Origin of the sequence: Streptomyces sp. NPDC023838 (assembly GCF_040639555.1) — a bacterium.
GTDB lineage: Bacteria > Actinomycetota > Actinomycetes > Streptomycetales > Streptomycetaceae > Streptomyces.
Genome location: NZ_JBFAAD010000014.1, coordinates 94,332 through 120,696 on the forward strand (window position 1 = coordinate 94,332; position 26,365 = coordinate 120,696).

20 protein-coding genes are annotated in these 26,365 nt (G+C 72.7%); 13 read left to right on the plus strand and 7 right to left on the minus strand.

The genetic code is table 11. The features are described 5' to 3' along the window. Positions 1-73: 73 nt before the first annotated feature. The gene (locus AB0G17_RS19135) at positions 74-1,585 is read right to left on the minus strand and encodes an FAD-binding protein (protein WP_361383591.1); all 1,512 of its coding nucleotides are present in this window, start codon (positions 1,583-1,585) and stop codon (positions 74-76) included. A 257-nt stretch (positions 1,586-1,842) separates the two neighbouring features. Between AB0G17_RS19135 and AB0G17_RS19140 the strand changes: the two genes are divergently transcribed. From AB0G17_RS19140 to AB0G17_RS19160, 5 genes are all read left to right on the plus strand, one after another. Beyond that, positions 1,843-3,312, plus strand: coding sequence for a PLP-dependent aminotransferase family protein (locus AB0G17_RS19140; protein ID WP_361383594.1), 1,470 nt, complete (start codon positions 1,843-1,845; stop codon positions 3,310-3,312). Between the two features lie 138 nt (positions 3,313-3,450). After that, the gene (locus tag AB0G17_RS19145; protein ID WP_361383597.1) at positions 3,451-5,280 is read left to right on the plus strand and encodes an alpha/beta fold hydrolase; all 1,830 of its coding nucleotides are present in this window, start codon (positions 3,451-3,453) and stop codon (positions 5,278-5,280) included. 397 nt (positions 5,281-5,677) lie between these two features. Next, entirely contained in the window at positions 5,678-9,226 is a 3,549-nt protein-coding gene (locus AB0G17_RS19150; protein ID WP_361383823.1) for a BTAD domain-containing putative transcriptional regulator, read from the plus strand. Positions 9,227-9,289: 63 nt separating this feature from the next. Then, on the plus strand, positions 9,290-9,844 hold the full coding sequence (locus tag AB0G17_RS19155; RefSeq protein WP_361383600.1) for a SigE family RNA polymerase sigma factor: 555 nt from the start codon (positions 9,290-9,292) through the stop codon (positions 9,842-9,844). 131 nt (positions 9,845-9,975) lie between these two features. Then, positions 9,976-11,220, plus strand: a complete 1,245-nt coding sequence (locus AB0G17_RS19160; RefSeq protein ID WP_361383603.1) for a hypothetical protein — start codon at positions 9,976-9,978, stop codon at positions 11,218-11,220. Positions 11,221-11,434: 214 nt separating this feature from the next. On the opposite strand, the gene AB0G17_RS19165 is transcribed toward AB0G17_RS19160, so the two are convergent. Continuing rightward, entirely contained in the window at positions 11,435-13,132 is a 1,698-nt protein-coding gene (locus tag AB0G17_RS19165) for a bifunctional 3'-5' exonuclease/DNA polymerase (RefSeq protein WP_361383606.1), read from the minus strand. Positions 13,133-13,193: 61 nt separating this feature from the next. Beyond that, positions 13,194-14,027, minus strand: coding sequence for an NAD(P)H-binding protein (locus tag AB0G17_RS19170; protein WP_361383826.1), 834 nt, complete (start codon positions 14,025-14,027; stop codon positions 13,194-13,196). A 105-nt stretch (positions 14,028-14,132) separates the two neighbouring features. On the opposite strand from AB0G17_RS19170, the gene AB0G17_RS19175 reads away from it, so the two are divergent. The 3 genes from AB0G17_RS19175 to AB0G17_RS19185 all read left to right on the plus strand — a co-directional run bounded on the left by AB0G17_RS19175 (position 14,133) and on the right by AB0G17_RS19185 (position 18,285). Further along, complete coding sequence (locus tag AB0G17_RS19175) at positions 14,133-14,552, plus strand: helix-turn-helix domain-containing protein (RefSeq protein WP_361383609.1); 420 nt, start codon at positions 14,133-14,135, stop codon at positions 14,550-14,552. Positions 14,553-14,557: 5 nt separating this feature from the next. Continuing rightward, positions 14,558-15,691, plus strand: coding sequence for a DUF2786 domain-containing protein (locus AB0G17_RS19180; RefSeq protein WP_361383829.1), 1,134 nt, complete (start codon positions 14,558-14,560; stop codon positions 15,689-15,691). Positions 15,692-16,194: 503 nt separating this feature from the next. Then, complete coding sequence (locus AB0G17_RS19185) at positions 16,195-18,285, plus strand: FUSC family protein (RefSeq protein WP_361383611.1); 2,091 nt, start codon at positions 16,195-16,197, stop codon at positions 18,283-18,285. Positions 18,286-18,324: 39 nt separating this feature from the next. Here AB0G17_RS19185 and AB0G17_RS19190 read toward each other — a convergent pair whose 3' ends face one another. Continuing rightward, positions 18,325-18,831 carry a hypothetical protein gene (locus tag AB0G17_RS19190; protein ID WP_361383614.1) on the minus strand — a complete coding sequence of 169 codons (507 nt, stop codon included), beginning with the start codon at positions 18,829-18,831 and terminating at the stop codon, positions 18,325-18,327. A gap of 262 nt (positions 18,832-19,093) precedes the next feature. Here AB0G17_RS19190 and AB0G17_RS19195 point away from each other — a divergent pair, with 262 nt between their 5' ends. Then, positions 19,094-19,333, plus strand: coding sequence for a DUF397 domain-containing protein (locus AB0G17_RS19195; protein WP_361383617.1), 240 nt, complete (start codon positions 19,094-19,096; stop codon positions 19,331-19,333). Positions 19,334-19,439: 106 nt separating this feature from the next. Here AB0G17_RS19195 and AB0G17_RS19200 read toward each other — a convergent pair whose 3' ends face one another. Then, on the minus strand, positions 19,440-19,943 hold the full coding sequence (locus AB0G17_RS19200; RefSeq protein WP_361383620.1) for an ATP-binding protein: 504 nt from the start codon (positions 19,941-19,943) through the stop codon (positions 19,440-19,442). A gap of 310 nt (positions 19,944-20,253) precedes the next feature. Here AB0G17_RS19200 and AB0G17_RS19205 point away from each other — a divergent pair, with 310 nt between their 5' ends. From AB0G17_RS19205 to AB0G17_RS19215, 3 genes are all read left to right on the plus strand, one after another. Beyond that, a complete protein-coding gene (locus tag AB0G17_RS19205; protein WP_361383623.1) occupies positions 20,254-21,117 on the plus strand; it encodes a helix-turn-helix transcriptional regulator in 864 nt (287 codons plus the stop codon). 122 nt (positions 21,118-21,239) lie between these two features. Continuing rightward, complete coding sequence (locus AB0G17_RS19210) at positions 21,240-22,697, plus strand: aldehyde dehydrogenase family protein (protein ID WP_361383627.1); 1,458 nt, start codon at positions 21,240-21,242, stop codon at positions 22,695-22,697. 50 nt (positions 22,698-22,747) lie between these two features. Further along, the gene (locus AB0G17_RS19215; RefSeq protein ID WP_361383630.1) at positions 22,748-23,365 is read left to right on the plus strand and encodes a PadR family transcriptional regulator; all 618 of its coding nucleotides are present in this window, start codon (positions 22,748-22,750) and stop codon (positions 23,363-23,365) included. Between the two features lie 202 nt (positions 23,366-23,567). Here the strand turns inward: AB0G17_RS19215 and AB0G17_RS19220 are convergent, their stop codons facing one another. Continuing rightward, entirely contained in the window at positions 23,568-24,992 is a 1,425-nt protein-coding gene (locus AB0G17_RS19220; RefSeq protein WP_361383633.1) for a glutamate decarboxylase, read from the minus strand. 124 nt (positions 24,993-25,116) lie between these two features. Continuing rightward, entirely contained in the window at positions 25,117-25,482 is a 366-nt protein-coding gene (locus tag AB0G17_RS19225; RefSeq protein ID WP_361383636.1) for a YbjQ family protein, read from the minus strand. A gap of 172 nt (positions 25,483-25,654) precedes the next feature. Here AB0G17_RS19225 and AB0G17_RS19230 point away from each other — a divergent pair, with 172 nt between their 5' ends. Further along, positions 25,655-26,365, plus strand: coding sequence for a VTT domain-containing protein (locus tag AB0G17_RS19230; protein ID WP_361383639.1), 711 nt, complete (start codon positions 25,655-25,657; stop codon positions 26,363-26,365).

The following is a 26,365-nucleotide window of genomic DNA, read 5'->3' on the forward strand; positions in this document are numbered from 1 at the left end:
AGACGCGGTACCCCTCGGTCGACGCTCAGTCGCGGTACTCGGTCGACACTCAGACGCGGTACTCGGTCGACGCTCAGTCGATGCCCTGCGCGAACGAGAACACCCCGTACGGGTCGTACTTCGACTTGATGTAGGAAAGGCGGTCGTAGTTCTCGCCGTAGTACGCCTTGCGCCAGTCCGTCAGCGCCGGATCGATGAAGTTCTGGTAGGACTCGCCCTTCGAGACCGGGTTCACGGCCGCGAAGCCGTTGTCGACGAAGCGCTGGCCGGAGGCGAGTTCGTCGCCGGAGAGGATGCCGAAGGCGAACGTGTAGTACGACATCAGCAGCGTGCTGTCGCGGTGGACGTACGCCGTCGAGGTGCGCGGGACCTTGTTCGCGGCGCCGCCCAGCGCCATGATCTCGAACTTGTGGAAGTGGCCGGCCGTGCGCTCGGTGTCGAAGACGCCGACCAGCCGGGCCCACTCGGTCTCCGAGGGCGACCTGCTCAGCAGCCGGCCGCGGCCCAGGACGTGGCCGAACGGGGCGAGCTTGCCGTTGGCCGGGTCCCAGGTGTTGTTGTGGCACTGCTGCTGCGAGTACGTGCCACAGCCGAAGATCTTCATCATCGCGGACTTGTAGGTGTCCGTGTAGACGTTCTGCTGGATCGGCGCCGCGCCCGTCAGGGCGATCAGACGGGCTATCTCGGTGTCGAACTCCGCGCGCGTGCCGATCGAGGTGACGAGCAGCGTCACCAGAGGGGCGTTGCCCGCCGCCGAGTCGAACAGATCGATGTTGGAGCGGCTGCCGAACGTGGTCGGCGCGGTCTCCAGCCACTGGGTGAGCCCGTGCATGGCGCCGACGGCGTGGTCGTAACTGAACAGCAGCTCGGCCACGTTCAGGTTCGGGACGGCGGTCGGGGTTACCGTGTACTGGGTCACGACGCCGAAGTTGCCGCCGCCGCCACCGCGGATCGCCCAGTACAGGTCGGGGTTGGAGGTCGGAGACGCGGTGACCTGGCGGCCGCTGGCGAGGACGACCTTCGCCGAGGTCACCTTGTCGGCGCCGAGCCCGTGCTGGCGGGTGAGCAGGCCGACGCCGCCGCCCTGCAGGAACCCGCCGACCGAGACGGTCGGGAACATGCCGCCGGGGACGGCCAGACCGCTCCCGCCGAGCCCGTTGACCACGTCGACCAGCTGCGTACCACCGCCGATGGTCGCCGTGCCGGAGCCCGGCGTCACCGCGTTCAGATGCGACACGTCGATGATCAGGCCGGTGGTGGTGGAGAAGCCGCCGCCGCTGTGGCCGCCGCTGCGGGCCGTCACCGGGATGTCGTGGTACTCGGCGAAGATCAGGCTGGTCGTCACGTCGTTGGCGTTCGCCGCGTACACGATGGCCTGCGGATTGGTGAGGCTGTACTGGCCGTACTCGACGGTCTTGGCCGCCGCGTACGAGGAGTCGGACGGCAGCACCAGTGTGCCCGTCAGATTCGCGCGCAGCCGGTCCCATTGGCTGGTGGTCGTGGCGGTGGCGGTGGTGAACCCCGAAAGGGACAGGGCCGCGGCTCCGGCCCCCGCTATCCCGATGAACGACCTGCGTGTGATCATGCCTTGCTCTCCCCTGTGAGCCCCAACGATCTCGTGGATCCGAGGGATCGGCATCCTGCCACGGATCCCGGCCGACGGGTGGGGCAGTTGACCAGTACGGCGTGACCTCGTCCGTCGCTCAAGCCCCGCTGGAGCTGGGGCGGTTCGAGGTGCCGCGCGTCCGTCACCGCGTTCAAGTGTGGAACTTGACGTGGTCCTTGAGCGTCTCCGCGCCCTCTAGGCTGGGCGCGTGGTGACCACGTAAAGGGCTGGTGTTCATGACAGACTCATGGGTCAATTCCGCGGAGCGGATCGGTGCCGACCTCCATGTGGAACTGGCCGGATCGGGCAGTCGGCGGGCCGCGCTCATCCACGCGCTGCGGGCCGCCGTCCAGGACGGGCGGCTCGCGCCCGGGACCCGGCTGCCCCCGTACCGCTCGCTCGCCGCCGACCTCGGCCTCGCCCGCAACACCGTCGCGGACGCGTACGCCGAGCTCGTCGCCGAGGGGTGGCTGACCGCGCGCCAGGGCTCGGGCACCCGCGTCGCGCCGCGCGCCGAGCCCCCGCGGCCCGCCCGGGTGCCCAAGAAGGTGCCCCGCCGGGCCGCCGCCCCGGCCCACAATCTGATGCAGGGGCAGCCGGACGCGGGATCGTTCCCGCGCGGCGCCTGGCTGTCGGCCGCCCGCCGCGCGCTCAACACGGCCCCCAACGAGGCCTTCGGACCCGGCGACCCGCAGGGCCGCATCGAGCTGCGCCGGGCCCTCGCCGGGTATCTGGCGCGCGTGCGGGGCGTACGGACCACGCCGGACCGCATCGTGATCTGCTCCGGCTTCGCGCACGCCCTGCGGCTGCTCTTCGGCGGCCAGGTGCTGCGCGGCCCGCTCGCGGTGGAGTCGTACGGCCTCCCCTTCCACCGCTCCCTGCTCGCGGAGGCGGGCGTACGGACGGTACCGATCGGGCTCGACGAGCAGGGCGCGAGGGTGGCGGAGCTGATGGAGGGGCGGGAGGGGGAGGTGCAGGAGGCGCGGGAGGCGGCGCGGGCGGCGCTCAAGGACGTACGGGCCGTGCTGCTCACGCCCGCGCACCAGTTCCCCACCGGCGGACCGCTGCACCCGGAGCGCCGCGCGGCCGTCGTCGACTGGGCGCGGGCCCGGGGCCGGGTGATCCTGGAGGACGATTACGACGGCGAGTTCCGCTACGACCGCGAGCCGGTCGGGGCGGTGCAGGGGCTCGATCCCGAACGGGTCGTCTACCTCGGCTCGGTCAGCAAGAGCCTGTCCCCGGCGGTACGGCTGGGCTGGATGGTGCTGCCCGAGCAGCTCGTCGACCCGGTGCTCGCGGCCAAGGGGCAGCGCGAGGCGTGGGCGAGCGTCCTCGACCAGCTGACCCTCGCGGAGCTGATCGAGAGCGGCGGTTACGACCGGCACGTGCGCCGGATGCGGCAGCGCTACCGGGCCCGCCGCGACCAGCTCCTCGCCGCGCTCGACGAGCACGCCCCGCACATCACGGCGGCCGGGATCGCGGCCGGGCTGCACGCCGTGCTGAGGCTGCCGCCGGGCACCGAGCGGGCGGTCCTGAAGGCCACGGCCTGGCAGGGGATCGCGCTCGACGGGCTCGCCCCCTACCGCCATCCGGACGCGACCATGCCGGGCCAGGACGGTCTGGTCGTCGGCTATGCCACCCCGCCCGACCACGCCTATCAGGCGGCCCTGGAGGCCCTGTGCCGCGCGCTGCCGCCGGCGCCGTGACTTCGGGGGTGGACCCGGGCGTGGACTGGGGCCTGACCTCGGGCCTGACCTCGGGTGTGACTTCAGATGCAACTTCAGACGGGACTTCAGGCGTGACTTTAGGGTGGGAGCTCAGGTGATCACGAGGGGGAGGCTGAAGTGGCCGAAGTGACCGAGTTGGTGGGCGAGTTCGACGGCGAGCGGATCAGCTGCGCGGTGGCGGAGCCGGACGAGGTGATCCCCTCCGTCACGGTCGTCCTGCTGCACGGCGCCGGAATCGGCGACAAGGCCCGGCTCGCGGAGCTCGGAGAGGACTTCCGCGCGCGTGGCCACCGCGTCCTCGCCCTCGACTTCTCCGGGCACGGCGCCTCCAGCGGTGACCTCGCGGAACTGAGCCTGGAGCGCCGCTTCCGGCAGGCGCGCGAGGCGATCGACGCGTACGTGCCGGCCGGCCACAGTCTGGTCCTGACCGGCTTCAGCATGAGCGGCCAGACAGTCGCGGACCTGGCCGCGCACTACGGCTCCCGGGTCGCGTCCATCGGGCTGTGCGCGCCCGCCGTGTACGCGGACGCGGCCTGGTCCGAGCCGTTCGGGGCCGAGCCGGGGGCACCGGGGACCCCGCCGGGGGCGCCGGTCTCGCGTTTCACCGAGATTCTCCGTACGCCCGACAGCTGGCGCGGCTCGCGCGCCCTGGACGTCTTCAGGGGCCTGCGCACCCGGGTGGTCCTGGCCGTCCCCGAAGTGGACGAGATCATTCCGTACGCCGTCACGGAGGCCGTGACCGAGGCCCTGGCCGCCGGGAACGAGCCTCGCTTCACCCGCCTCGCCTTCGCGGGCGCGCACCACCGGCTCGGGGTGTGGTTCAGGGAGCATCCGGCAGAGCGCGCCCGGTTCGTGGACGCGGTCCTGGACGACCTGGGCGCGGACGGCTGGGAGCTGACCCGCCGCTGGATCGACAAGTCCCTGCCGGAGGGCGAACGGGTACGGGACGCGGTGGCGCTGCGGGGCGGGTGGACGTCGCAGATGCGGCTCGTACGTCTCGTACGTACGGAGGGCGACGGCGTACGTAAGGAAGACGTCGACGGCATACGTAAAGAAGACGCCGACAGTGTGCGAGCGGATGGCGCCGACGGTGTGCGGGCAGAGGGCGCTGGGGGCGAACGTACAGAACAAGCCACCGGCGTACGGGAGCTGGTGCTGCGCTCCTTCGCCAAGCCCTTCTACCGGCGGCACGCGCCCGGCCTCCTCGCGCGCGAGGCAGCGGTGCTCGGGCTGCTGTCCGGGACGGGCGTGCCCGCGCCCGCGCTCGTGGCGGCCGACCCGCAGGGCGAGCACTGCGACCACCCCTCGCTGCTGATGACCCGCCTGGACGGGGCCGTCCGGCTGGACGAGGACGAGCTGGAGCGGCGGATCGGGCTGCTCGCCGGGCAGTTGCTGGACATCCACCGCGTCCGGGTGGCGGAGGCCGACCGGCCCCGGGAGTACGAGCCGTGGACCTCCGCCGAGCGGGTGCGCGTCCCGGCGGACACCCGGCGGCCCGACCTCTGGCGCCGGGCGGTCGACGTCATCCGGCAGCCGCCGCCCCCGTACGAAGGGTGCTTCCTGCACCGGGACTTCCACCCGGGAAACGTGCTGTTCAGCGGCGCGGGCGACGAGCTGCGGATCAGCGGGGTCGTCGACTGGGTGGAGACGTCGTGGGGTCCGGCGGCGCTCGATGTGGCGCACTGCTCCACGGCGCTGGCGCTGCTGCACGGGGTGGGAGCCGCACGGGACTTCGTGGCGCGGTACACCGCCGGGGGCGGACGGCTGGACGGCGGGCTGCTCCACTGGCAGCTTCTGGACGCGCTGGCGTACGCGCCGGACGCCGAGAAGGTCGCGGGGCCGTGGCGGGAGCTCGGACGCACGGACCTGACGCCCGAGTTGCTGTCCGGGCGGCTGGAGGAGTACATCGCGTCGCTGCTCGACGGGGAGGCCACCCTGGATGCCTGAGCGGCCCAAAGGTTGTACGCGCCCGTAAAAGTGGCGCAAAATCGCTGGCCGGTCGGCGGCTGTCCTGCGGTTGGCGGATGTTGCCCATCAGGCGCGTACCGAGCGGCGAGGAAGTGTCCGTGGACGCAGACGGACGAGGTCCCCGGGCACTCACCTGGGATGCCCGAGGACCTCTCTGTCCTTCGGTTCCGTTCCGACGGCGGCACTCCCCCGAGTGTGGTTTCCACCGCGCACCGGCGGACCGGATCCGATGGAAAGATCTAATCAGCGCCCACCAACAGATCGCTAACATGTGGCCAACGGTCAACCGGGAAGTCCGGGGACGGCCCTGGTGGGCGGCCCTGGTGGGCGGCCCGGTGGGCGGGCAGTGGGGGAACCGGTGGAGGTCGGGGTGTGCGTGCGATTCGGCCTGCTCGGTCCGCTGACCGTGGAGGGCCGGCCCGTCGGCAGCGGCAAGATCCGGTCACTGCTCGCCGCCCTTCTGATGCGACCCGGAAGGGTCGTCCCCAGTGACGATCTGAAGCTGGCGCTGTGGGGCGACGAGCCGCCCGCCTCCGCCACCGCGTCGCTGCACAACCACGTTGCCCGGCTGCGCCGGCTGCTCGATTCGGAGGACCGGGTACGGGCCGTGCCGCCGGGATACGTCCTGCGGGTCGATCCGGGCGAGCTCGACACCCAGGTCTTCGAGCGCCACGCGCGCGTGGCGCTCGACGCGTACAACAGGGGCGACTGGCCGGTGGTGGCCGAGGAGACCGCCGCCGCCCTCGCGCTGTGGCGCGGCACGCCGCTCGGCGGGCTCTACGACCCGGCCGACGGCGAGCCCGCCCTCGTCCAGCGGCTCGGCGAGACCCGGCTGCTCGTCCTGGAGTGGAAGTACGAGGCGGAGCTGCGGCTCGGCCGACATGAGGCGATCGGGCCGGAACTGGCGGCGCTGACGAGTGCGTTCCCGCTGCGCGAGGCGTTCCACCGGCAGCTGATGCTGGTGCTGCACCGCACCGGCCGGCAGGCGGAGGCGCTCGCCGTGCACCAGCGGCTGCGCCGCACCCTGGTCGAGGAGCTGGGCGTCGACCCGGGACCCGCGGTCCAGGAGGCGCACCGGGAGATCCTGCGGGACCCCGCCCCGCGCGCGGAGCTGCCCACCCCGGCCCAGCTGCCGCCCGCGCCAGCCCATTTCACCGGCCGCGACGACCTGGTGGCGGCGCTGTGGAGTGCGCTGACGCAGCGGCGGGGGCGGGAGCTGGGGCTGGGAGAGGCGCGCGTTCGAGCGGCTGCGGGGGTGGCTGCCGGGACGTCGGCCGGGGTATCGGCCGGGGTGGCTGCGCGTGTGGCCGACGGGGTGGCTGTGGGGGTGGTTGCTGAGGCGCTCGCCGAGGGGCCCGCTGTGCCCGCTGGGATGGCTGACGGCATGGCTGACGGGGCACGCGCCGTGGTGTCCGCTGGGGTGACTGACGGGGCGCGCGCCGTGGTGTCCGCTGGGCTGGCTGACGGGGCAGGCGCCGGCGCGGCCGAGCCCCCGAGCGCTCCCGTACGCACCCTGTGCGGCCCCGTGGCTCCCGCCTCCCCGGCCGCCCTCGCGGCCCTCGCGGCGCTCACCGAGTCGGGCTCCGGGCCGGAGTCCGGACCGGGCTACGAATCGGCCTCTGGTCCGGCCTCGGGATCGGCTTCCAAGCTGGCCTCCCGATCGGCCTCCGGTTCGGGCCTCGAGGGCGAGCGGACGCCCCGCGTCCCCGCCCCCCGCTCCGGACCGGGCTCCCGCTCCGAGTCGGGCTCCCTCGCCGAGCCGGGCCCCCACAGCGCGCACGGGCCCCACAGCGCGCAGGGCCTCCACGCCCCCACCCCGCCCGGCCCCGCCGCCCGCCACGAGAGCACCCCCGCCGCCGCCCCCGCCACCCCCGCCCCCCTCGCCGTGATCACCGGCATGGCCGGGGTCGGCAAGAGCGCGCTCGCCGTTCATGTGGCGCACGCCCTGCGCGAGGAGTTCCCGGACGGGCAGCTGTATCTGAACCTGCGGGGAGCGACCCCCGGGCTCACCCCGCTCCCGCCGATCCAGGCGCTCGCCGCGCTGCTCAACGCGCTGGGCGTCGACTCCCGCAACGTTCCCGACACGCCCGACGCGGCGGCCGCGCTGCTGCGCTCCCGGCTGGCCCCGACCCGTACGCTCCTCGTCCTCGACGACGCGGCCTCCGCCGCCCAGGTGAGGCCGCTGCTGCCCGCCGGGGACGGCTGCGCGGTGGTCGTGACCAGCCGGTCGCCGCTGGCCGCGCTCGACGGCGCGACCCGGTTCCCGCTCGCTCCGATGACGGCGGCCGAGAGTCTCGGGCTGCTCCGGGCCATCTCGGGGCGCCAACTGGTGGACGGCGCGTCCCGGTTGGTCGAGCTCTGCGGACGGCTGCCGCTGGCGCTGCGCGTGGCGGCCGCCCGGCTCGCCGCCCGCCGCGCGCTCAGCCCCGACGCGCTCGCCGGGCTCCTCGACGCCGAGGACGGACGCCTGGACCACCTGGAGTACGACGACCTGAGCGTGCGCCGCTCGCTCGCCGTCGCGCTCGGCGGGCTCGACCCGGACGCGGCCCTCGCCCTGCGCCGCCTGGGCGCGCTCGACCTGCCCGCGTACGAAGTCGCCGTCGTCGCCCGGCTGATGGGCCTGCCGGAGCAGCGGGCGGGAGCCGCCCTCGACCGCCTCGTCGAGGTGGCGCTCCTGGAGGAGATCTCGTACGGGCGGTACGCGCCGCACGACCTGGTGCGCGACTTCGCCCGCGAGCTGGCCGCCCGGGACGACGGGCGGGGGGCGGCCGTCGAACGCGGGCTGCGCTGGTACGCGGAGGCCGCCCGGCAGAGCGGCCTGGTCCTGGCCCCGCCCGACCGCGAGGGGCCGGCGCGGGTCCCCGAGCCCGTCGGCGACGCCGCCCCCTTCCCGGACTCGGCTGCCGCGCTGGCCTGGGGCGACCGCGAACTGCCCGCCGTCCTGATCCTCACCGAGCGGTACGCGCGCCGCTCATCGACCGTGTTCCTGCTGGTCCGGGCGTACTTCAGCCATCTCCAGTACCGGGGCAAATATGGCGCGCTCCGCCACCTCAACCGGTTCGTCCTGAGCGCCGCCCGGGCGAGCGGCGACCGGGTCGCGCAGGCGCACGCCCTCGGGGACCTGGCCGGGGCGCACTTCCTGGCCAGCCGCATCGAGGAGGCGCTGGCCCTCAACGACGAGGCGATCGCGTTGTGGCGGGAGCTCGGGGAGCGCGGCCGCACCCAGCGGACCCTCGCCAATCGCGGCATGCTCCTGGAGCGCCTCGGCCGGCACGCCGAGGCCGCCGAGCCGCTGCGGCAGAGCCTGGCCATCACCCGCGAGCTCGACGACGCCTACGGCGAGGCGATCATCCTCAGTCACCTCGGCAACCTGTACGAGCACACGGACGCGCGCGTGGCCATCGCCTATCACGAGCGCAGCCTCGCGACCGGCGCCCGCATCGGCAGCGAGCTCCTGGTGCACACCGCGCACTGCAACATCGGGTACGCGCACCTCACCCTGGGCGAATGGGCCGCCGCCGTCGGCCACTTCGAGCGGGCGCTGCGGATCCTCGGCGAGCAGGGCGACTGGCACGGGCGCTCCCAGTCCTGGGTCGGCCTGGTCCGGGTGCTGGGCGAACTGGGCCGTACCGACGAGGCGTACGCCGCCTGCGTATCCCTGATCGACCAGGCCGTCGAGCGGTGCGACGCGTACACGGCGGGGCTGGGCAGGCGTGAGTACGGCCGCCTGGAGCGGTCGCGCGGGCGTCTCGCCCAGGCGCGGGTCCAGTGGGAGCTGGCGCTGACGGCCCTGGAGGGCGGCGACCCGAAGGCGTACGCGGAGGTGAGGGAGCTGCTGGCGGGCCTGGAGTCAGAGGCGGGCCTGGAGAAGGGCCCGGAGGCGGGGGAGGGCGGCCCGGGGCGGGCCGGGGCGGAAGTGGCGTGAAACATTCCCGGCCCCCCATCGCGTCAATGAGGTGTAGGGGAGGTCAAGGGGTCGGGGGAGAAAATGAGAAGGCCGGGACAGCAAAGGCAGCAGTGGCTGCAGAAGCAGACGAGACAAGCACGCACGGACGAGTTCCTTGAGTTCGCGTCCGGTCGTGCGAACCCTCTCTTCCGCTCTGCGTGCCTGCTGACCAGCGGAGACACGCATCTCGCCGAGGACTTGGTGCAGGAGACGCTGGGGCGGATGTACGCGATGTGGAGCCGGGTCTCCCGGATCGACAATCCAGCGGGATACGCGCAGACGATCCTCGTGCGCACGTTCCTCACCCACCGGCGACGGCGCTCGGCCGACGAACGGCCCATAGGGGAGCTGCCGGACCGGCCCGTGACCACGGACGAGGACCCGGCACTGCGGCTCGCGCTGCTCGACGCGCTCGCCCGGCTCGCACCCAAGGACCGCGCGGTGGTGGTCCTGCGGTACTGGGAGGACCGCAGCGTCGAGGAGACGGCGGAGGCGATGCGGGTGAGCTCGGCGGCGGTCCGCACGCGTTCGGTGCGCGCGCTGGCGAAGCTGCGCGAACACCTGGGCGGCAGCCTGGCGGAACTCGCAGCGCTCTGACCTACGGCCACCGACCCACGCCAGACGCCCAAGAACACAGAACCACGAACCGCGAAGCATCAATCGCGAAGCACTAACCGCGAAGCACGAACCACAACCACTGACCACGAAGCGAGGAGTGGGGTTCCACCATGCCTTTCGAAGACCAGCTCGGTGACGCGATGCGCAGTACGGGCGACGGCTTCGCCCCCAAGGACAGCCGCGCGCTGCTCGACGGCGCCTTGATCAGCGGCCGCCGCCGGCTTGCCCGGCGCCGGGCCGCCACGGTGACGGGCAGTGTGGTGGCGCTGGCCGCGGTGGGCCTCGGCGGCGCCTGGGCGAGCGGGCTCGTCGGCGGCTCGTCCGGCGGCTCGGGGGGCTCCGGCGGCGGTGGGTCCGCGTCCGTGGCCGCGCCGCCCAAGTCGACGCTCCCGGAGAAGGTGTCGGTCAGCGCCGAACAGATGATCAAGAACCTTCTTTCGCTCCTCCCGCAGGGGAAGACCAGTGACGAGGAGGGTCGCGGCACGGACGGCCCGGACGGCAAGTTCACGATGCCGACCGCGTCGGTCGTCTTCGACGACGGCAAGGGCAAAGGGTCGATCGCGATCTCGCTGAGCACGATCGATCCGGCGGGCCAGGGCGCCGCCGGGTATGTGACCTGCCCGTCGAAGGCGATCACGGACTACGACCACTGCGCGGCCGAAGTCCTGCCCGACGGCTCGCGGTTCATGTTCTTCCAGGGGTACGAGTACCCGGACCGCCGCGAGGAGACGAAGAACTGGCGGGCCACGCTGGTCACACCGAAGGGCGTCCTCGTCGACGCGAGCGAGTACAACGCGGCTGCGGAGAAGGGCGCGCGGATAAGCCGCGTCAACCCGCCGCTGACCGGAGCGCAGATGAAGACGCTGGTCACGGCCGAGGTGTGGAAGACGGCCATGGCGGGTGCGAAGGTGCCGAGCCACGAGCCGGTGCGCCGGAGCGAGCCGAGCGGGGCCTCGATGCAGCGCGAGCTGGTCGCCTCTCTGCCGAAGGGGCTCAAGGTCGTCGACCAGGGCAACCAGGGTGGCTACGCGTTCGCGGTCGTGGACGACGGCAAGGGCAGGAGCCTGGTCGGTATCAACGTCCAGCCCGGCATGGGGGACGTGCCCCTGCAGGGCACGGTGTCGACGCTGCCCAACGGCACCCGGGTCGGCGAGAATCAGCGCCCCGGTGAGAAGGGCGGCGCGGGCGTGGTGTGGTGGACGGTCGACACGATCCGCAAGAACGACCTCCGCGTGGTGATCAGCGCGTTCAACACGGGCAACCAGAATGCGCCTGCTACCCGCGCCACCCCGGCCCTGACCATGGCCCAGCTGAAGGCGATCGCGCTGGACGCGAAGTGGGAGAAGCTGAGGTAGACGGGGCACGGTGACCGGACCGGGCCGGGGCCAGCCCCCGGCCCCGGTGGTCGCCCCGATCTCGGCTACCGTCGCAGCCCGGAGTCGCCATGGTCCCGCAGTCGGCCCCCGGTCCCGGCAGCCGCTGCGGCTCCCGGGGCGGCCGCAGCCCCGGCACTCCCGCCGGTCCCGGAGCCGCCCCGGTCCCGGCGGCGGGGCCCCCGGCACCGCGTCCTCACTTCGCCTCCGAGTACCGCTCCACCACCGCCGTCGTGAACGGGAACCTCACCGGGGTCTGGCCGAAGGCGATCCGGCCGGCCAGTTCGCCCGCCGTGCGGATCGCCTCCACGACCTGGGGGGCCTCGGCCTCGGGGCAGTGCACGATGACCTCGTCGTGCTGGAAGAAGACCAGTTCGGCCCGCATCCCGGCGGTGGCGAGCTCCTGGCGCAGCGCGGCGAGCAGCAGTAGGGCCCAGTCGGCGGCGCTGCCCTGGACGACGAAGTTACGGGTGAAGCGGCCTCGGGCGCGGGCGTTGCTGGAGGCGTAGCCGGGGGTGAAGTCGCCGCCGGGGGAGGGGAGTTCGGCGCCGCCTTCCTGGGGGAGGCCCGCCTCGCCGTCGTCGTCCGCTCCGGCGGCCGGCGGGCTGGTCCGGCCGAGCCAGGTCCGTACGAGACGGCCTTCCTCGCCCGCCTTGGCGGCGTCGTCGACGTAGGCCACGGCACGGGGGAAGCGGCGGCGCAGGGCGGCGAGGTTCTTGAGGCCGTCGCCGGAGGTCTGGCCGTAGATCGCGCCGAGCAGCGCCAGCTTCGCGTGGTCGCGGTCGCCGGAGAAGGCGCGGTCGGACAGGGACGTGTAGAGGTCGCCGTCGTGCCCGGCCACCTCCATCAGCCCCGGGTCGCGGGAGATCGCGGCGAGCACGCGCGGCTCCATCTGGTCGGCGTCGGCCACCACGAGGCGCCAGCCGGCGTCGGCCACGACCGCCTGCCGGATGACCTTGGGGATCTGGAGCGCGCCGCCGCCGTTGGTGGTCCAGCGGCCGCTGACCGTGCCTCCCGGGGTGTACTCGGGGCGGAAGCGGCCGTCGCGCACCCAGTCGTGCAGCCAGCTCCAGCCGTGCGCGGTCCAGATCCGGTACAGCTTCTTGTAGGCGACCAGCGGCGCCACGGCCGGATGGTCGATCTCCTCCAGGGCCCAGCGGCGCGTGGAGGTGAGCCGGATGCCGGCCTCGGCGAACGCCTTGATGACGTCGGCGGGCAGATCGGGCCGGACCCGGCGGCCGAACGCGGCCGACACCTCGTCCGCGAGCTCGGCCAGCCGGCGGGGCTCGCCGCCGCCCGCGTACCGCTCGCCGAGCAGTTCGTGCAGCAGCGCGCGGTGGACGTCCGCGCGCCAGGGCAGGCCCGCCCGGTTCATCTCGGCGGCCACCAGCATCCCGGCGGACTCGGAGGCGGTGAGCAGCCGCATCCGGCCGGCGTGCTCGGCCTTCTCGTGCCGCCGCTGCTGCTCCACGTACACCTCGACCAGGGCTTCGAGGGGCAGGGCGGTGCCGCTCGACGGCTCGAAGAGGGGGGACTGGCGGCCCGGTTCGGCGGCGCGGGCGGGCGGGTCCGCCGGCACGGGCAGGTGGTGCAGCCGGGCCCAGGCGGCCGCGGCCGAGCGGGGTTCGCCGAGGCGGCCCTCGTGGCCGAGGAGGAGCAGCTCGGCGACCTCGATGTCGTAACACCGCTCGACGCGGACGCCGGCGGCGAGCAGGCGCGGGTAGACGTCGGCGGTCGAGCGCCACACCCAGCGGCCCACGTCCGGTCGTGACCGGACCGCTGCGGCCAGGTCGGGCTCGTGCGCCACGGGCCCCTCGGGCAGCCCGTCCCGCCCGAGGGCGACGAGCCGCGCGCCGCCGTCCTCGGTGGGGTCCAGTGCCCACTTCTCGTCCACGAGTGCGAGTGTGGCACCGGCCACTGACAACGGCGTTCCGCGGCGCGGCGCGGGGCAGGCCCTAACGACCGGCCGACGCCCCCGCCATGGCCCCCACCGCCTCCGCGTACACGGCCAGGGGGTCGAGCGGGGTGCGGCCGAGGAGGGTGGGCAGGGTGCCCGCGTCCGGGGTGGCGAGGAAGCCGTGGGCGATCGCCGAGTACGTGCCGACCAGCATCGGTACCTCGAAGGCCCGCGCCTCGGACGCGGAGAGCCGCTCGCGTGCCTCGGCGAGGGTCTCCGGCTCGTACGCGGTCCCGGTCGCGGCGGCCAGCTCGGCGCCGCCGAGGGCGCGGGGGCCGGCCAGTTCGTATACCCGGCCCGCGTGCGGCGCGGGGTCGAGGGCGACCCGGGCCGCGATCTCGGCCAGGTCGGCGCGGGCCACCGCCGCGAGGCGGCCGTCGGCCAGGGGCGCGGTGAGGCGGCCGTCGGCGCCGGGGGCGGCGAGGAAGGCGAGGAGTTCGGCGTAAAGGCCGTTGCGCAGGACCGTCCACTTCAGAGAAGTGGACGCGCTCAGCCGGCGCTCGGTCCAGCGGTGGGGGAGGGCGTACGGCAGGTGGTCGCCCGCGCCGCTGAGGCTGGTGTAGACGACATGGCGCACCCCGGCACGTTCCGCTGCCGAGATCGCGGCTTCGTGGCGGGCGATGACGGTGTCGTCCTCGCCGTACCCGGCGGAGATCAGCAGCAGGGTGTCGACCCCGGCGAACGCCCGCGGCAGCGACTCGGGGTCGTCGAAGTTGACGCGCCGGGCGCCGGGCAGCGGCGCGCGGGTGCCGAGGACGACGTCGTCGCGGTCCGCGAGACGCTCGGCGACGAGCTGGCCGAGCCCGCCGGAGACACCGGTGACGAGCAGCATGGAGGACCCCCAGGAGAAGTGGCGCACCCGGCTCTGTTCGCCGTGGTGTTCGGTAACTGCGACCATCGTGTGCGGTCCGGCACGCGCGCGTAAGGAGGCACTTCGATGTCAGTGGGGCACACGGAGGTAACCACCCCCGAGAGCCGACGGGTGATCACCGACCCCGTGATCAGCTGCGAGAGCCCGCAGGACGAGTGCGGGGTGCGCGATGTGCTCGACCGGCTCGGGGACAAGTGGTCGGTGTACGTGGTGGTCGAACTCGCCGCGGGCGTCAAGCGGTTCCGGCAGCTCCAGCGCTCGGTGCCCGGGATCTCGCAGCGGATGCTGACGCTGACCCTGCGGCGCCTGGAGCGCGACGGTCTGGTCGAGCGGACGGTGTACCCGACCGTCCCGGCGCAGGTCGAGTACGAGCTGACGGCGATGGGCCACAGCCTCACCCACCTGGTCAAGGCGCTCGCGGACTGGTCGATCGGCCACCGGGACGCGATCGCCCGAGCCCGCCGGGACTGGGACGCGGCGCTGTGACGACGGTGGAGCGGGCGCTGGCCGCCGCGCTGTACGCCGAGTCCGACGCGGACCTGGACACGGGCGCGTCGCTGCTCGCCGCCGACCCGTCCGCCGACGCCGAGCTCGCCCTGCGCGGGCAGGAGCTGATCGGGCGGGCGTGGGAGCGGGGCTGGCAGCCGGCCGATGTCGTACGGATGGTGCGGCGCGAGCTGGCGGAGCCGCACGTACGGCTGGCGGTGGAGCTCGTCCTCGTACAGCTGAAGCGGTACGAGCGGCTGCCGGCGCGGTGGGCGGAGCAGGCCGAGGGTCTGGCGGACACCGGCCGGGGAGCGGGTGAGCGGGCGGAGGACCGCTTCACGCGCGCGACGACGGTGCTTGAGCTGTACCGGCTGCTGCTGCGGCTGCCCGCGATCGAGCCGGTGGGGCCGGTGCCGGGCGCGCCCGTGCACCTACCGCCCGCGCACGGCGAGCCGAAGGCCCTGACGCGGATCCGGGGGCTGCTCGCCAAGGCGGAGGCGACGGAGTTCCCGGAGGAGGCGGAGGCGCTGAGCGCCAAGGCGCAGGAGCTGATGGCGCTACACAGCATCGACGAGGCGGTACTGGCGGCGGGCGGCCGCCGGGGCGACGCGCCGGGGGCGTGCCGGATCGGGGTGGACGCGCCGTACGAGACGTCCAAGGCGATCCTGCTCGACGCGGTCGCCTCGGCCAACCACTGCCGGGCGGTGTGGAACGGGGAGTTCGGCTTCTCCACGGTCGTGGGCTTCGAGGCCGACCTGGAGGCGGTCGAGCTGCTCTATACGTCGCTGCTGGTGCAGGGGACCGCGGCGATGACGCGGGCGGAGGCGGCGCAGCGGGCGGGGGGACGCAAGCGGACGAAGACGTTCCGGCAGTCCTTCCTGCTGGCGTACGCGCATCGGCTGGGCGACCTGCTGTCGGCGACGGCCCGCGAGGTGGAGTCGTCGGCGGCCACCGAGCTGCTGCCGGTGCTGGCGACGCGGGCGGTGGCGGTGGCGGGGCGCGCGGATGAGATGTTTCCGCGGACGGTACGGGCTCGGGTGCGGGGGGCGACGGATTCGGCGGGGTGGGAGGACGGCAGGGCGGCGGCGGACCGGGCCCACCAGCCGCCCGGGCGGGCGCCGCTGCCCCCGTCGGGCTGAGGGTTTTTTCCCCCCCACCCCGCCCGTTCCCGCTGTGACATGTGCGGCTCCGCCGCGTGGCCTCCGGGGGTGGGTGGGGGCCTCCCGGGGGCTGCGCCCCCAGCCCCCCTGAGCGGGGGCTCCGCCCCCCGCACCCCCTCGGGGCTCCGCCCCGGGCCCCCTGTTTGGCTGCGGACCGTGCTGGGTTCTCGCGCAGTTCCCCGCGCCCCTGAAAGCGCCCCTCCGGGGCGCACCCTGCTGCTCGCGTCCGCGCGGCGGAGCCGCATGTGTCGCAGCTCCGCGCCTCTATATGGGCGCCCCGAAAGGGCGCATTTAAGGGGCGCGGGGAACTGCGCGACCAGCCACGCACGGTCCGCAGACGAACAGGGGTCGGGGACGGAGCCCCCGCTCAGGGGGCCGGGGGCGTAGCCCCCAGGAGGCCCACTCCGGCTCGGAGGGCAACCCCCACCCACCCCCGGAGAGTTAAGGGAACGGGCGGGGTGGGGGGAATTACCCTCGGGCCCATGACCTGGCTCCGCGCCCTGAAGGCGACCGCCCGTTCGGGGCTGAGCGTCGAGCGGCGACGGCTCGAACCCGCCGTCGCGCTGCGCGGCGCCGCCGGCCTCGCCCTCGTCGTCGGCGTCAGCCTCGTCGCCCTCGGCCCCACCGCCGCCGTGAGCTCCGCGTTCGGCGCGTTCCAGGCCGCCATCGCCACCTTCCAGAGGAGCTGGCGCCCCCGCCCGGTGCTGGCGCTGGCGTCCGGCGCCAGCCTCGCCGTCTCCACCTTCCTCGGCTACCTCGTCGGCGCCCACTCCCCGTTCTTCCTGCTGCTCCTCGCCGCCTGGACGTTCGCCGCCGGCCTCGCCTGGGCGGTCGGCCCCACCGCCGGGATCATCGCCTCCTCCAACGTGGCGATCATGCTGGTCACGGTCACCCTGCCCACCTCGATCGCGGCCGCCGCCGGGCACGCCGGGATGATCGCCCTGGGCGGCGTCGTCCAGGCGGCCCTCGTCGTCCTGGTCCCGATCCGCCGCTGGGGCGCCCAGCGCGACGCGCTCGCCGACGCGCTCGCCGCCGTGGCCGACTACGCCCGCCGGCTCCGGCACGACCCGCGCGCCCCCTTCGACCCGCAGCCCCTGATGACCGCCCGCCTCGCCGCCGCCGTCACCCCCCGCGAGGCCCGCCGCCGCCCGGCGGAGCTGCACGGCTCCCGGGGCGTGGCCGAGCGGATCCGGCCGGTCCTCGCCTCGCTCGCGGACCCCGCGCTCGGCGTGCCGAGGGAGGGCCCCGAGCGCGACCGGGTGCGCGAACTGCTCGGCGCCGCCGCCTCCGTACTCGACGCCGCCGCCCGCGCGATCCGGCACGGCGAGGCCGTACGCCTGCCCCCGCCCGCCGAGGCGGCCCTGAAGACGCCCGACACCGGCGCCATCCTCAGCGGCCCCGCCCTGCGCGCCGCCTCCCGGCTGACCGCGCTCCTCGGCGACGTCGTGGAGACGGCCGAGGGCACCGGCGGCGACGGGTCGGAGCCGCTGCTGCGGCCCACCCTGCCCCGGCTCGTCCCGCTGGCCCTGCGCACCATGCGCGCCGAGCTGGGCCGCCGCGACTCCCCGGTCTTCCGGCACGCGGCCCGGGTCTGCGCGGTCGCCGCCGCCGGATACCTGCTCGGCAAGGCCCTGCCGCTCGGCCACGGCTACTGGGCGCCCATGGCCTCCGTCATGGTGATGCGCCCGGACTTCTCCCAGACGTACTCCCGGGCCGTCGCCCGCTTCGGCGGCACCCTCGTCGGCGTCGCCCTCGCCACCGGCCTCGGCCGGCTCACCCACCCGGGCCCCGGCCTCTCCGTCACCCTGGCGGTGCTGTGCGCGTTCCTGATGTACCTGCTGATGCGTACGGGATACGCGGCGGCCAGCGCGTGCACCTCCGCGTACGTGGTCTTCCTGCTCGGCACCGGCGGCCTCCAGTGGACCCAGACCGTCCCCGACCGGGTGCTGCTCACGCTGCTCGGCGGGGTGCTCGCGATGGCCGCGTACGCGCTCTACCCGGCTTGGGAGACGCCCAGGCTGCGCACCCGGCTCGCGGACTGGCTGGCCGCCTGCGGGCGGTACGCGGCGGCCGTCGCCGACCGGTACGCCGACCCCGCCGCGCCCCCCGACGAGGTGCGTCGGGCGCTGCTCGACACCCGCGCGGCCCGGGTCGCCTGGGAGGAGGCGCTGGACCGGGCCACCCACGAGCCGGTGCGCCACCGGGGGCTGTCCCGGGCCGCCGCCGAGGAGGCCGGGCACGCGGTGGACCAGCTCGGCCGGACCGCCATGCTGATGGAGGCGCACGTCCCCGAGCGCGGCGCGGCCCCGGTCCCGGGCGCCGCCGCGTTCGCCGGGGCGCTGCGCCTCGCCACCGAGCACGGCGCGAAGGCGGTGCGGGAGCGGCGGGTGCCGCGGTGGGGCGAGGCGGAGGAGGCGCTGGCGGCGTGGGACGGGGAGGCGGCGCCCGACCGCTCCGACCGTGTCGTACGCAAGGGCGCGGGTCTGGTGCTCCACTGTCTGGAGGAGCTCTCGGACGCGCTCGCCGCGCCCGCCCCGCCGATGACCGTGAAGGACGCCCCGCCCAAGTCCTGACGGCGGGTCAGCGGGGGCAGGCGGTCAGGGGGCAGGGGGTCAGGGCGTGGGCAGCCCCGCCGTCGGGATGCCCGTCGGCAGCTTCCCGTCCAGCTCCGACTTGGTGAAGGTGTCGGTCGCGCCGCCCTCCCACTTCATCGTGAGGGTCTTGCCGTCCGCGCTCAGCGACGGCATGCCCGCCACGCGGTCGGTGTTGCCGTCGGCGCACTTCAGCTCGATCATCGCCATGCCGTTGTCGTTGACCGTGCCGCTGCACGTGTGTTCGCCGCCGAGCGCGACGGTCGTACCGCTGATCACCAGCGCGGTGGGCTTGCCCTGGAGGACGGCCGCCCAGGCGCCGGCGATGTCCTTGGCGGCCACCTTGCCGCCGCCGGAGCTGCCGCTGCCGCCCGTGGCGCCGCTCGCGCTCGGGCTCGCGCTCTGCCCGGCCGCGCCGGTGCCCTTGTCCTTGTCCTTGTCGCCGCTGTCCGAGCTGGAGCACCCGGCCAGGGCGAGACAGGCGGCGAGGGCCACGGCGCCCGCCCCGGTACGTACATGCCTGCGCACTGCTGAATCCCCTTGCCTCGACGGTTCTCGGACACTTTCCGGACGCGACAAGCTACCAGCGCGTGAACCTGGAGGGCGCGGGACGCGTCTATACCCAGTGGACGAGGAGTCCAACCCGGTGAAATGCCTGTAACGACCCGAGTACCGCGCGTGCACGTGCATATGCTCATGCAGACGCACATGAACACGGCTATGATCCGGGTCAGTTGACCTTTCACAGATGTACGTCTGCACATCCCCCTGCACATCCCCGGGAGCGACCTTGCACCACGCGTACAACGGCATGGCGGCAACGGAGCTTTCGGATGTCGTCTGGCAGAAGAGCCGACACAGCAACTCCCAGGGCACCTGCGTGGAGTTCGCCAGACTGCCGGGTGGGAGGGTCGCCGTCCGCAACTCGACGTTTCCGGACGGACCCGCGCTGGTCTATACGCGGGCGGAGATCGAGGCGATGCTGCTCGGCGTCAAGGACGGCGAGTTCGACCACCTGATCACCGACTGAGCCCCGGAAACCACCGACCTGGGTCCCGGATACGTGAACGGGCCCTGGAAACGCGAAGGGGCCCCCATGTGGGGGCCCTCGTACCGTACGGGGAAGAAGCTCCGGCTCAGTCGGCCGACTGGAGGCGGAACAAGGCCCAGACCACCTTGCCGCTGAGCGTGCCCGTGAGCGGGTGCCAGCCCCAGGAGTCGCTGAACGAGTCCACCAGGAACAGACCGCGCCCCGACTCCGCGTCACAGTCGTCCGAGCCCGGCGAGGACGGGCTGTCCACGCTGGGGTCGCGCACCGCGCACACCAGGCGGCTGGTCCAGCGCATCAGGTGCAGCCGCACGGGCGGCGCGTCCGACTCGCGGGCGGTGTCGGCCGGCAGCGCGTGACGCAGGGCGTTGGTGACGAGCTCCGAGACGACCAGGGCCACTTCGTCGAAGCGCTCCGAGAGCTCCCACTGGCCGAGGGTCTTCTTGGTGAACTGCCGGGCGCCGCCCACGGCTTCATAGCGGGCGGGCAGCGCGCAGGACGCGGAACTGGCCACGGCGGACGGGTCGATGGGCGGGAGGGCCTGCCTTAAAGGCTCCAACGGCTCCAGCATGGTCGATCCATTCGTCCCCATGCGAGGCACTCCCGGGATTCGCGGCCGTGGCGGTACAGGCGAACGTGGCGTACAGCAGAACAGAACGCTAGGCACAGCAGGACACAAGACGAGCACGCAGGTGCGCGGGGACCATGGTTCCGAATGCCCGCTCCTGATGCAAGGGCAGATGCACGTGCACGTGCCAGACCTGTCCAACCCCGTGGTGATTCTTGCTCATTTCTTCCCGAGGCCGATTTCGGAGCTTGACCATTTCCGTAATCGAATGAGTACGGGGCGAAGCGTTTTGGTGGCAGACTGCCGAGGACCGTCGGTTGGGGAGGACAGCGAAGTGACCGCAGGAGAGTCGAGCGGGTCGGTGGTCCGGCGCATTCTGCTGGGATCGCAGCTCAGGCGCCTGCGCGAGTCCCGGGGCATCACCCGTGAGGCCGCCGGGTATTCGATCAGGGCGTCCGAGTCGAAGATCAGTCGTATGGAGTTGGGGCGGGTGAGCTTCAAGGCAAGGGATGTCGAAGACCTGCTGACGCTCTACGGGGTCACCGACGACGCCGAGCGCGCGTCGCTCCTGGGGCTGGCCAAGGAGGCCAACATCGCGGGCTGGTGGCACAGTTACGGCGATGTGCTCCCCGGCTGGTTCCAGACGTACATCGGTCTGGAGGGCGCGGCCTCGCTCATCCGGATCTATGAAGTCCAGTTCGTCCACGGCCTGTTGCAGACCGAGGCGTACGCGCACGCCGTCGTGCGGCGCGGTATGCCCAACGGGTCGAACGCGGAGGTCGACCGCCGTGTGGCGCTGCGCCTGGAGCGCCAGAAGGCCCTCGTCTCCGAGCGCGCGCCGAGGTTCCACGCCGTCCTGGACGAGGCGGCGCTGCGCCGCCCGTACGGCGAAAGGGAGGTGATGCGCGGCCAGTTGAAGCACCTCATCGAGGTGTCCGAGCAGCCGAACGTGACCCTCCAGGTGATGCCGTTCAGCTTTGGCGGCCACGCGGGCGAGAGCGGAGCCTTCACCCTGCTGCGCTTCCCGGAGTCCGACCTCTCCGACATCGTCTATCTGGAGCAGCTCACCAGCTCCCTCTATCTGGACAAGCCGGAGGAGGTCGCCCAGTACGAAAGGGCGATGGAACGGCTCCAGGAAGACAGCCCGGGGCCGGAGGAGAGCCGCGATCTTCTCCGTGGACTGCTCCAACTCATCTGATGCGTCAGTACGATGACGTCACATCAGGGTTGTGTACCGGAAGCGGGGGACACAGTGGACGCGACGACGAACACGTTCGCGACGGACACGGTGGCGGCGCAGTGGCAGCAGTAAGGGATGGCATGTCCTTCTTCACCGACCTGGCCCACCAGTACATCGACGGTGAGTGGCGCACCGGCAGCGGGTCGTGGGACATCATCGACTTCGATCCGTACAACGGGGAGAAGCTCGCCGCCATCACCGTCGCCACGGTGGACGAGGTCGACCAGGCCTATCGCGCGGCCGAGCGCGCCCAGATCGGCTGGGGTGAGACCAACCCGTACAGCCGAAGACTGGTCTTCGAGCGCGCGCTGCGGATCACCGAGGAGCGCGAACCGGAGATCATCGAGGCGATCGTCACCGAGCTGGGCGGCACCCGCCTGAAGGCCGGGTACGAGGTGCACCTCGCCAAGGAGTTCCTGCGCGAGGCGATACAGCTGGCGATACGGCCGGAGGGCCGGATCCTGCCCTCGCCCGTCGACGGCAAGGAGAACCGCGTCTACCGGCTGCCGGTCGGCGTGGTCGGGGTGATCAGCCCCTTCAACTTCCCCTTCCTGGTGACGCTGAAGTCGGTCGCACCGGCCCTGGCGCTCGGCAACGCCGTCGTGATCAAGCCGAACCAGAACGCGCCGGTGGTCGGCGGCGGCCTCATCGCCAAGATCTTCGAGGACGCGGGCCTGCCGGCCGGACTGCTGAACGTGCTGGTCACGGACATCGCCGAGATAGGCGACGCGCTGATAGAGCACCCGGTGCCCAAGGTGATCTCGTTCGCGGGCTCCGACCGCACCGGCCGCCATGTGGCCGCCGTCGCGGGCAGCCACTTCAAGCGGGCCATCCTGGAGCTGAGCGGCAACAGCGCGCTGGTGGTCCTGGAGGACGCGGACATCGACTACGCGGTCGAGGCGGCCGTTTTCAGCCGTTTCGTCTATCAGGGCCAGGTCTGTATGGCCGCGAACCGCGTCCTGGTGGACCGGAGCATCGAGCAGGAGTTCACCGAGAAGTTCTGCGCGCGGGTCGCGTCCCTGAAGACCGGCGACCCGGCCGACCCGGCCACCGACATCGGCCCGGTGATCAACAACTTCCAGGCGGACGCGCTCACTTCACTCGTCGACCAGGCCCTGGCCGAGGGCGCGACCGCCCTGGTACGGGGCCGTACGCGCGGCAGCCTCGTCGAGCCGACCGTCCTGACCGGGCTGCCCGAGGACTCCCCGCTGCTGCGACAGGAGATCTTCGGCCCGGTGGTGCTGCTGCTCTCCTTCGACGGCGAGGAGGAGGCGGTACGGATGGCCAACGACAGCCCGTACGGACTGAGCGGCGCCGTCCACACCGCGAACGTGGAGCGGGGCGTGCGGTTCGCCAAGCGGATCGTCACCGGGATGATCCACGTCAACGACTCGACCATCCAGGACGAGCCGCTGGTGTCGTTCGGCGGCGAGAAGTACTCGGGGCTCGGCCGGCTGAACGGGGACTCGACGGTGGAGGCGTTCACCACCCAGAAGTGGATCTCCGTGCAGCACGGGAGGAGCCTGTTCCCGTTCTGAGCGACCAGGTGGTTGCTCTCGCGAACGGGTGAGGTCATAGGCTGAGGCGCATGTCAGCGATCCGTCTTCTCGTGCTCGGCGCGATCCGCCAGCACGGCCGGGCGCACGGCTACCAGGTCCGCAACGACCTGGAGTACTGGGGCGCCCACGAGTGGTCCAACGCCAAGCCCGGCTCGATCTACCACGCCCTCAAACAGATGGCGAAGGAGGGCGTGCTGCACGCCCACGAGATCGCGCCGAGCACGGCGGGTGGCCCGCCGCGCACCGAGTACGAGCTGACGGACGCGGGTTTCGAGGAGTACCTGAAGCTGCTGCGCGCGGCGCTGACCTCGTACGACCAGAAGATGGACATGCTCTCGGCGGCGATCGGCTTCATGGTCGACCTGCCCCGCCCGGAGGTGGTGACGCTGCTCCGCGACCGCCTGGAGCGCCTGGCGGCCTGGCGGTCGAGGGTGACGGAGCACTACACCCCCGAGGAGGGCCCCGAGTCCCTCGGCCACATCGGCGAGATCATGAACATGTGGATCCACTCGGCGGACGGCGAGGCGGAGTGGACGAGGGGCCTGATCGCGAGGATCGAGGCGGGCGCGTACAGCTTCGCGGGGGAGGGGGCCCCGTTCGTGGGAATCCTGGCGGACGGGGAGGAGAACCCGTACGCGGAGGCGTGAGGCGTGGTGCCCCGCACCCCGCGACAGCCCCCCGCGCCCCTTGGGCGACTGCGGCCGCAGGCAACCGGTGCGGCAACCCCCACCCCCTCAGGGGCGCGGGGCTGTGACATGTGCGGGGGTCCGCCGCGTGGGCGCGAGCAACCACGCACGATCCGCAGTCGAACACGGCGCCCAGCGAAAACGGCGCTCCCCCCGGCCCCACTCAGTGGTGGAACGCAGTAGCCACAGACTCGTCCCGCCCCAGCGGGCCCGGCTGCCGCCGCAACTCGGGCAGCAGCCGCCCCAGGTCCTCCACCAGCATCGCCGCCAGATCGGACGAGAACCCGTTCCGGCACACCACCCGCAGCACGGACAGATCCTCCCGGTGCGCCGGGAACGTATACGCGGGCACCAGCCAGCCCCGCTCCCGCAGCCGCCGCGACACGTCGAACACGTCGTACCGATCGACCTCCGGCGCCGTCGTGAACGCGAACACCGGCAGCTCGTGCCCGCGCGTGAGCAGCTGGAAGTCGCCCAGCGCCTCGATGCGCTCGGCGAGCGTCCGCGCCACGTCCCGCGTGGTCTGCTGCACCGCCCGGAACCCCTCCCGCCCCAGCCGCAGGAACGTGTAGTACTGCGCCACCACCTGCGCGCCCGGCCGCGAGAAGTTCAGCGCGAACGTGGGCATGTCCCCGCCCAGGTAGTTCACCCGGAACACCAGCTCCTCCGGCAGCTCCTCCGCCGAGCGCCACAGGGCCCACCCCACCCCCGGGTACACCAGCCCGTACTTGTGCCCGGACGTGTTGATCGACGAGACCCTGGGCAGCCGGAAGTCCCACACCAGGTTCTCGTCCAGGAAGGGCGCCACCATCGCCCCGGACGCGCCGTCCACATGGACCGGCACATCCAGCCCCGTACGCTCCTGCAACGCGTCGAGCGCCGCGCAGAGTTCCGCGATCGGCTCGTACGATCCGTCGAAGGTCGAGCCGAGGATCCCGACCACGCCGATCGTGTTCTCGTCGCACAGCTCGGCCGCCGCCTGCGGGTCGAGGTGGAAGCGGTCGCCCTCCATCGGGACCTGACGCGCCTCGACCTCCCAGAAGGCGCAGAACTTCTCCCAGCAGACCTGGACGTTCACGCCCATGACCAGGTTCGGCACCGCGTCCCGCCCCGGATAGCGGTCCGCGTTCCGCTTCGCCCAGCGCCGCTTGAGCGCCATCCCGGCGAGCATGCACGCCTCGCTCGACCCCGTCGTCGAACAGCCCACCGCCCCGGCCGGGTCGGGCGCGTGCCACAGGTCCGCGAGCATCGCCACACAGCGCCGCTCCAGCTCGGCGGTGCGCGGGTACTCGTCCTTGTCGATCATGTTCTTGTCCCGGCACTCCGCCATCAGCACCCCGGCCTGCGGCTCCATCCAGGTGGTGACGAAGGTGGCCAGGTTGAGCCGTGAGTTGCCGTCCAGCATCAGTTCATCGTGGACGATCTGATACGCGGTGGAGGGGGCCAGCGGGCGGTCCGGCAGCCGGTGCCGGGGCGGCGCCGACGTCATGGAGCCGACCGGGTCCGCCTCCCCGTAGAACGGGTTGAACGCGAGCCGCCCGTCCTCCTTCTCGTGCTCGTGCGTCTTGCCGCCGGGATGCAGTGCCATGAACGGTCCCCGTCTCAGAGCTGTGTGGTCTCGGAGTTGCTCGGACTTGCTCGGAGTTGCTCGGAGTTTCGCGGTCTGAGAGCTGCGTAGCCTCAGAACGCCGTAGCCTCAGAACGCCGTGGTCTCAGAGCTTCGCGATCACGACGGCCGTCCCGTACGCACAGACCTCCGTCCCGACGTCGGCCGCCTCGGTGACGTCGAACCGCATCATGAGGACGGCGTTCGCCCCACGCGTGCGTGCCTGCTCGACCAGCCGCTCCATCGCCTGGTTCCGGGTCTGCACGAGCGTCTTCGTCAGCCCCTTCAGCTCGCCGCCGATCATGGACTTCAGGCCGGCGCCGATCTGGCTGCCGAGGTGCCGGGAGCGCACGGTCAGGCCGAAGACCTCTCCGATGACCTGCTGGACCTGATAGCCGGGTACGTCGTTCGTCGTCACGACCAGTACGTCGGACTGCGCGCCCTGCCCGCCGCCGAATTCCTCGATGCCCATCGCGTCTACCTCCTGGAGATCCTGGGACCCAGCTTTGTACCCGCCCGGGCACAGCGCATCCCCAGGAACCCGGTGGAACCTGGATCACGCCGGAGGCGTTGATAGCTTTGGCCCCGTCAACGCACGCTTACGCGCCCCCTCGCCCCGACCCTGACCCAGGAGCCCGGAACCCGTGACCAACCTCGCACTCGGTCCGAGCTGGCTGGACCCCGACCAGCTGCTGTCGTCCTTCGGCCCGGTCGGCCTGCTGGTGATCGTCTTCGCCGAGTCCGGCCTGCTCATCGGCTTCTTCCTGCCGGGCGACTCGCTCCTGTTCACCACCGGTCTGCTGATCACCAGCGGCAAGCTCGACACCCCGCTGTGGCTGATGTGCCTGATGGTCGTGGCCGCCGCCGTGTTGGGCGACCAGGTGGGCTACCTCTTCGGCCGCAAGGTCGGACCTTCGCTCTTCAACCGGCCGGACTCCAAGCTGTTCAAGCAGGAGAACGTGGAGAAGGCCCACGAGTTCTTCGAGAAGTACGGCCCGAAGTCGCTGGTCCTCGCCCGCTTCGTGCCGATCGTACGGACGTTCACGCCGATCATCGCGGGCGTGAGCCGGATGAACTACCGCTCCTTCATCACGTACAACGTGATCGGCGGCACGCTGTGGGGCGCGGGTGTGACGCTGCTCGGCGCGTCCCTCGGCAACGTGGAGTTCGTGCACAAGCACATCGAGCTGATGCTGGTCGCGATCGTGCTGGTCTCGGTGATCCCGATCGCGATCGAGTTCCTGCGGGCCCGCTCCAAGGCCAAGAAGGCGGGCCCGGGGGCCGGCCCCGGCACCCAGGGCCCCTCGGACCTGTCCCAGCCGCGCCCCCAGCGCAGGCGCCACGCCAAGCGCTGA

What these genes read in the sequence shown, in the direction of transcription:
- AB0G17_RS19175 (WP_361383609.1), top strand. Translation starts at nt 14,133, where the DNA reads ATGTCAGTGGGGCACACGGAGGTAACCACCCCCGAGAGCCGACGGGTG.
- AB0G17_RS19155 (WP_361383600.1), top strand. Translation starts at nt 9,290, where the DNA reads ATGAGAAGGCCGGGACAGCAAAGGCAGCAGTGGCTGCAGAAGCAGACG.
- AB0G17_RS19135 (WP_361383591.1), bottom strand. Translation starts at nt 1,585, where the DNA reads ATGATCACACGCAGGTCGTTCATCGGGATAGCGGGGGCCGGAGCCGCG.
- AB0G17_RS19215 (WP_361383630.1), top strand. Translation starts at nt 22,748, where the DNA reads ATGTCAGCGATCCGTCTTCTCGTGCTCGGCGCGATCCGCCAGCACGGC.
- AB0G17_RS19200 (WP_361383620.1), bottom strand. Translation starts at nt 19,943, where the DNA reads ATGGGGACGAATGGATCGACCATGCTGGAGCCGTTGGAGCCTTTAAGG.
- AB0G17_RS19210 (WP_361383627.1), top strand. Translation starts at nt 21,240, where the DNA reads ATGTCCTTCTTCACCGACCTGGCCCACCAGTACATCGACGGTGAGTGG.
- AB0G17_RS19170 (WP_361383826.1), bottom strand. Translation starts at nt 14,027, where the DNA reads ATGCTGCTCGTCACCGGTGTCTCCGGCGGGCTCGGCCAGCTCGTCGCC.
- AB0G17_RS19185 (WP_361383611.1), top strand. Translation starts at nt 16,195, where the DNA reads ATGACCTGGCTCCGCGCCCTGAAGGCGACCGCCCGTTCGGGGCTGAGC.
- AB0G17_RS19160 (WP_361383603.1), top strand. Translation starts at nt 9,976, where the DNA reads ATGCCTTTCGAAGACCAGCTCGGTGACGCGATGCGCAGTACGGGCGAC.
- AB0G17_RS19225 (WP_361383636.1), bottom strand. Translation starts at nt 25,482, where the DNA reads ATGGGCATCGAGGAATTCGGCGGCGGGCAGGGCGCGCAGTCCGACGTA.
- AB0G17_RS19220 (WP_361383633.1), bottom strand. Translation starts at nt 24,992, where the DNA reads ATGGCACTGCATCCCGGCGGCAAGACGCACGAGCACGAGAAGGAGGAC.
- AB0G17_RS19140 (WP_361383594.1), top strand. Translation starts at nt 1,843, where the DNA reads ATGACAGACTCATGGGTCAATTCCGCGGAGCGGATCGGTGCCGACCTC.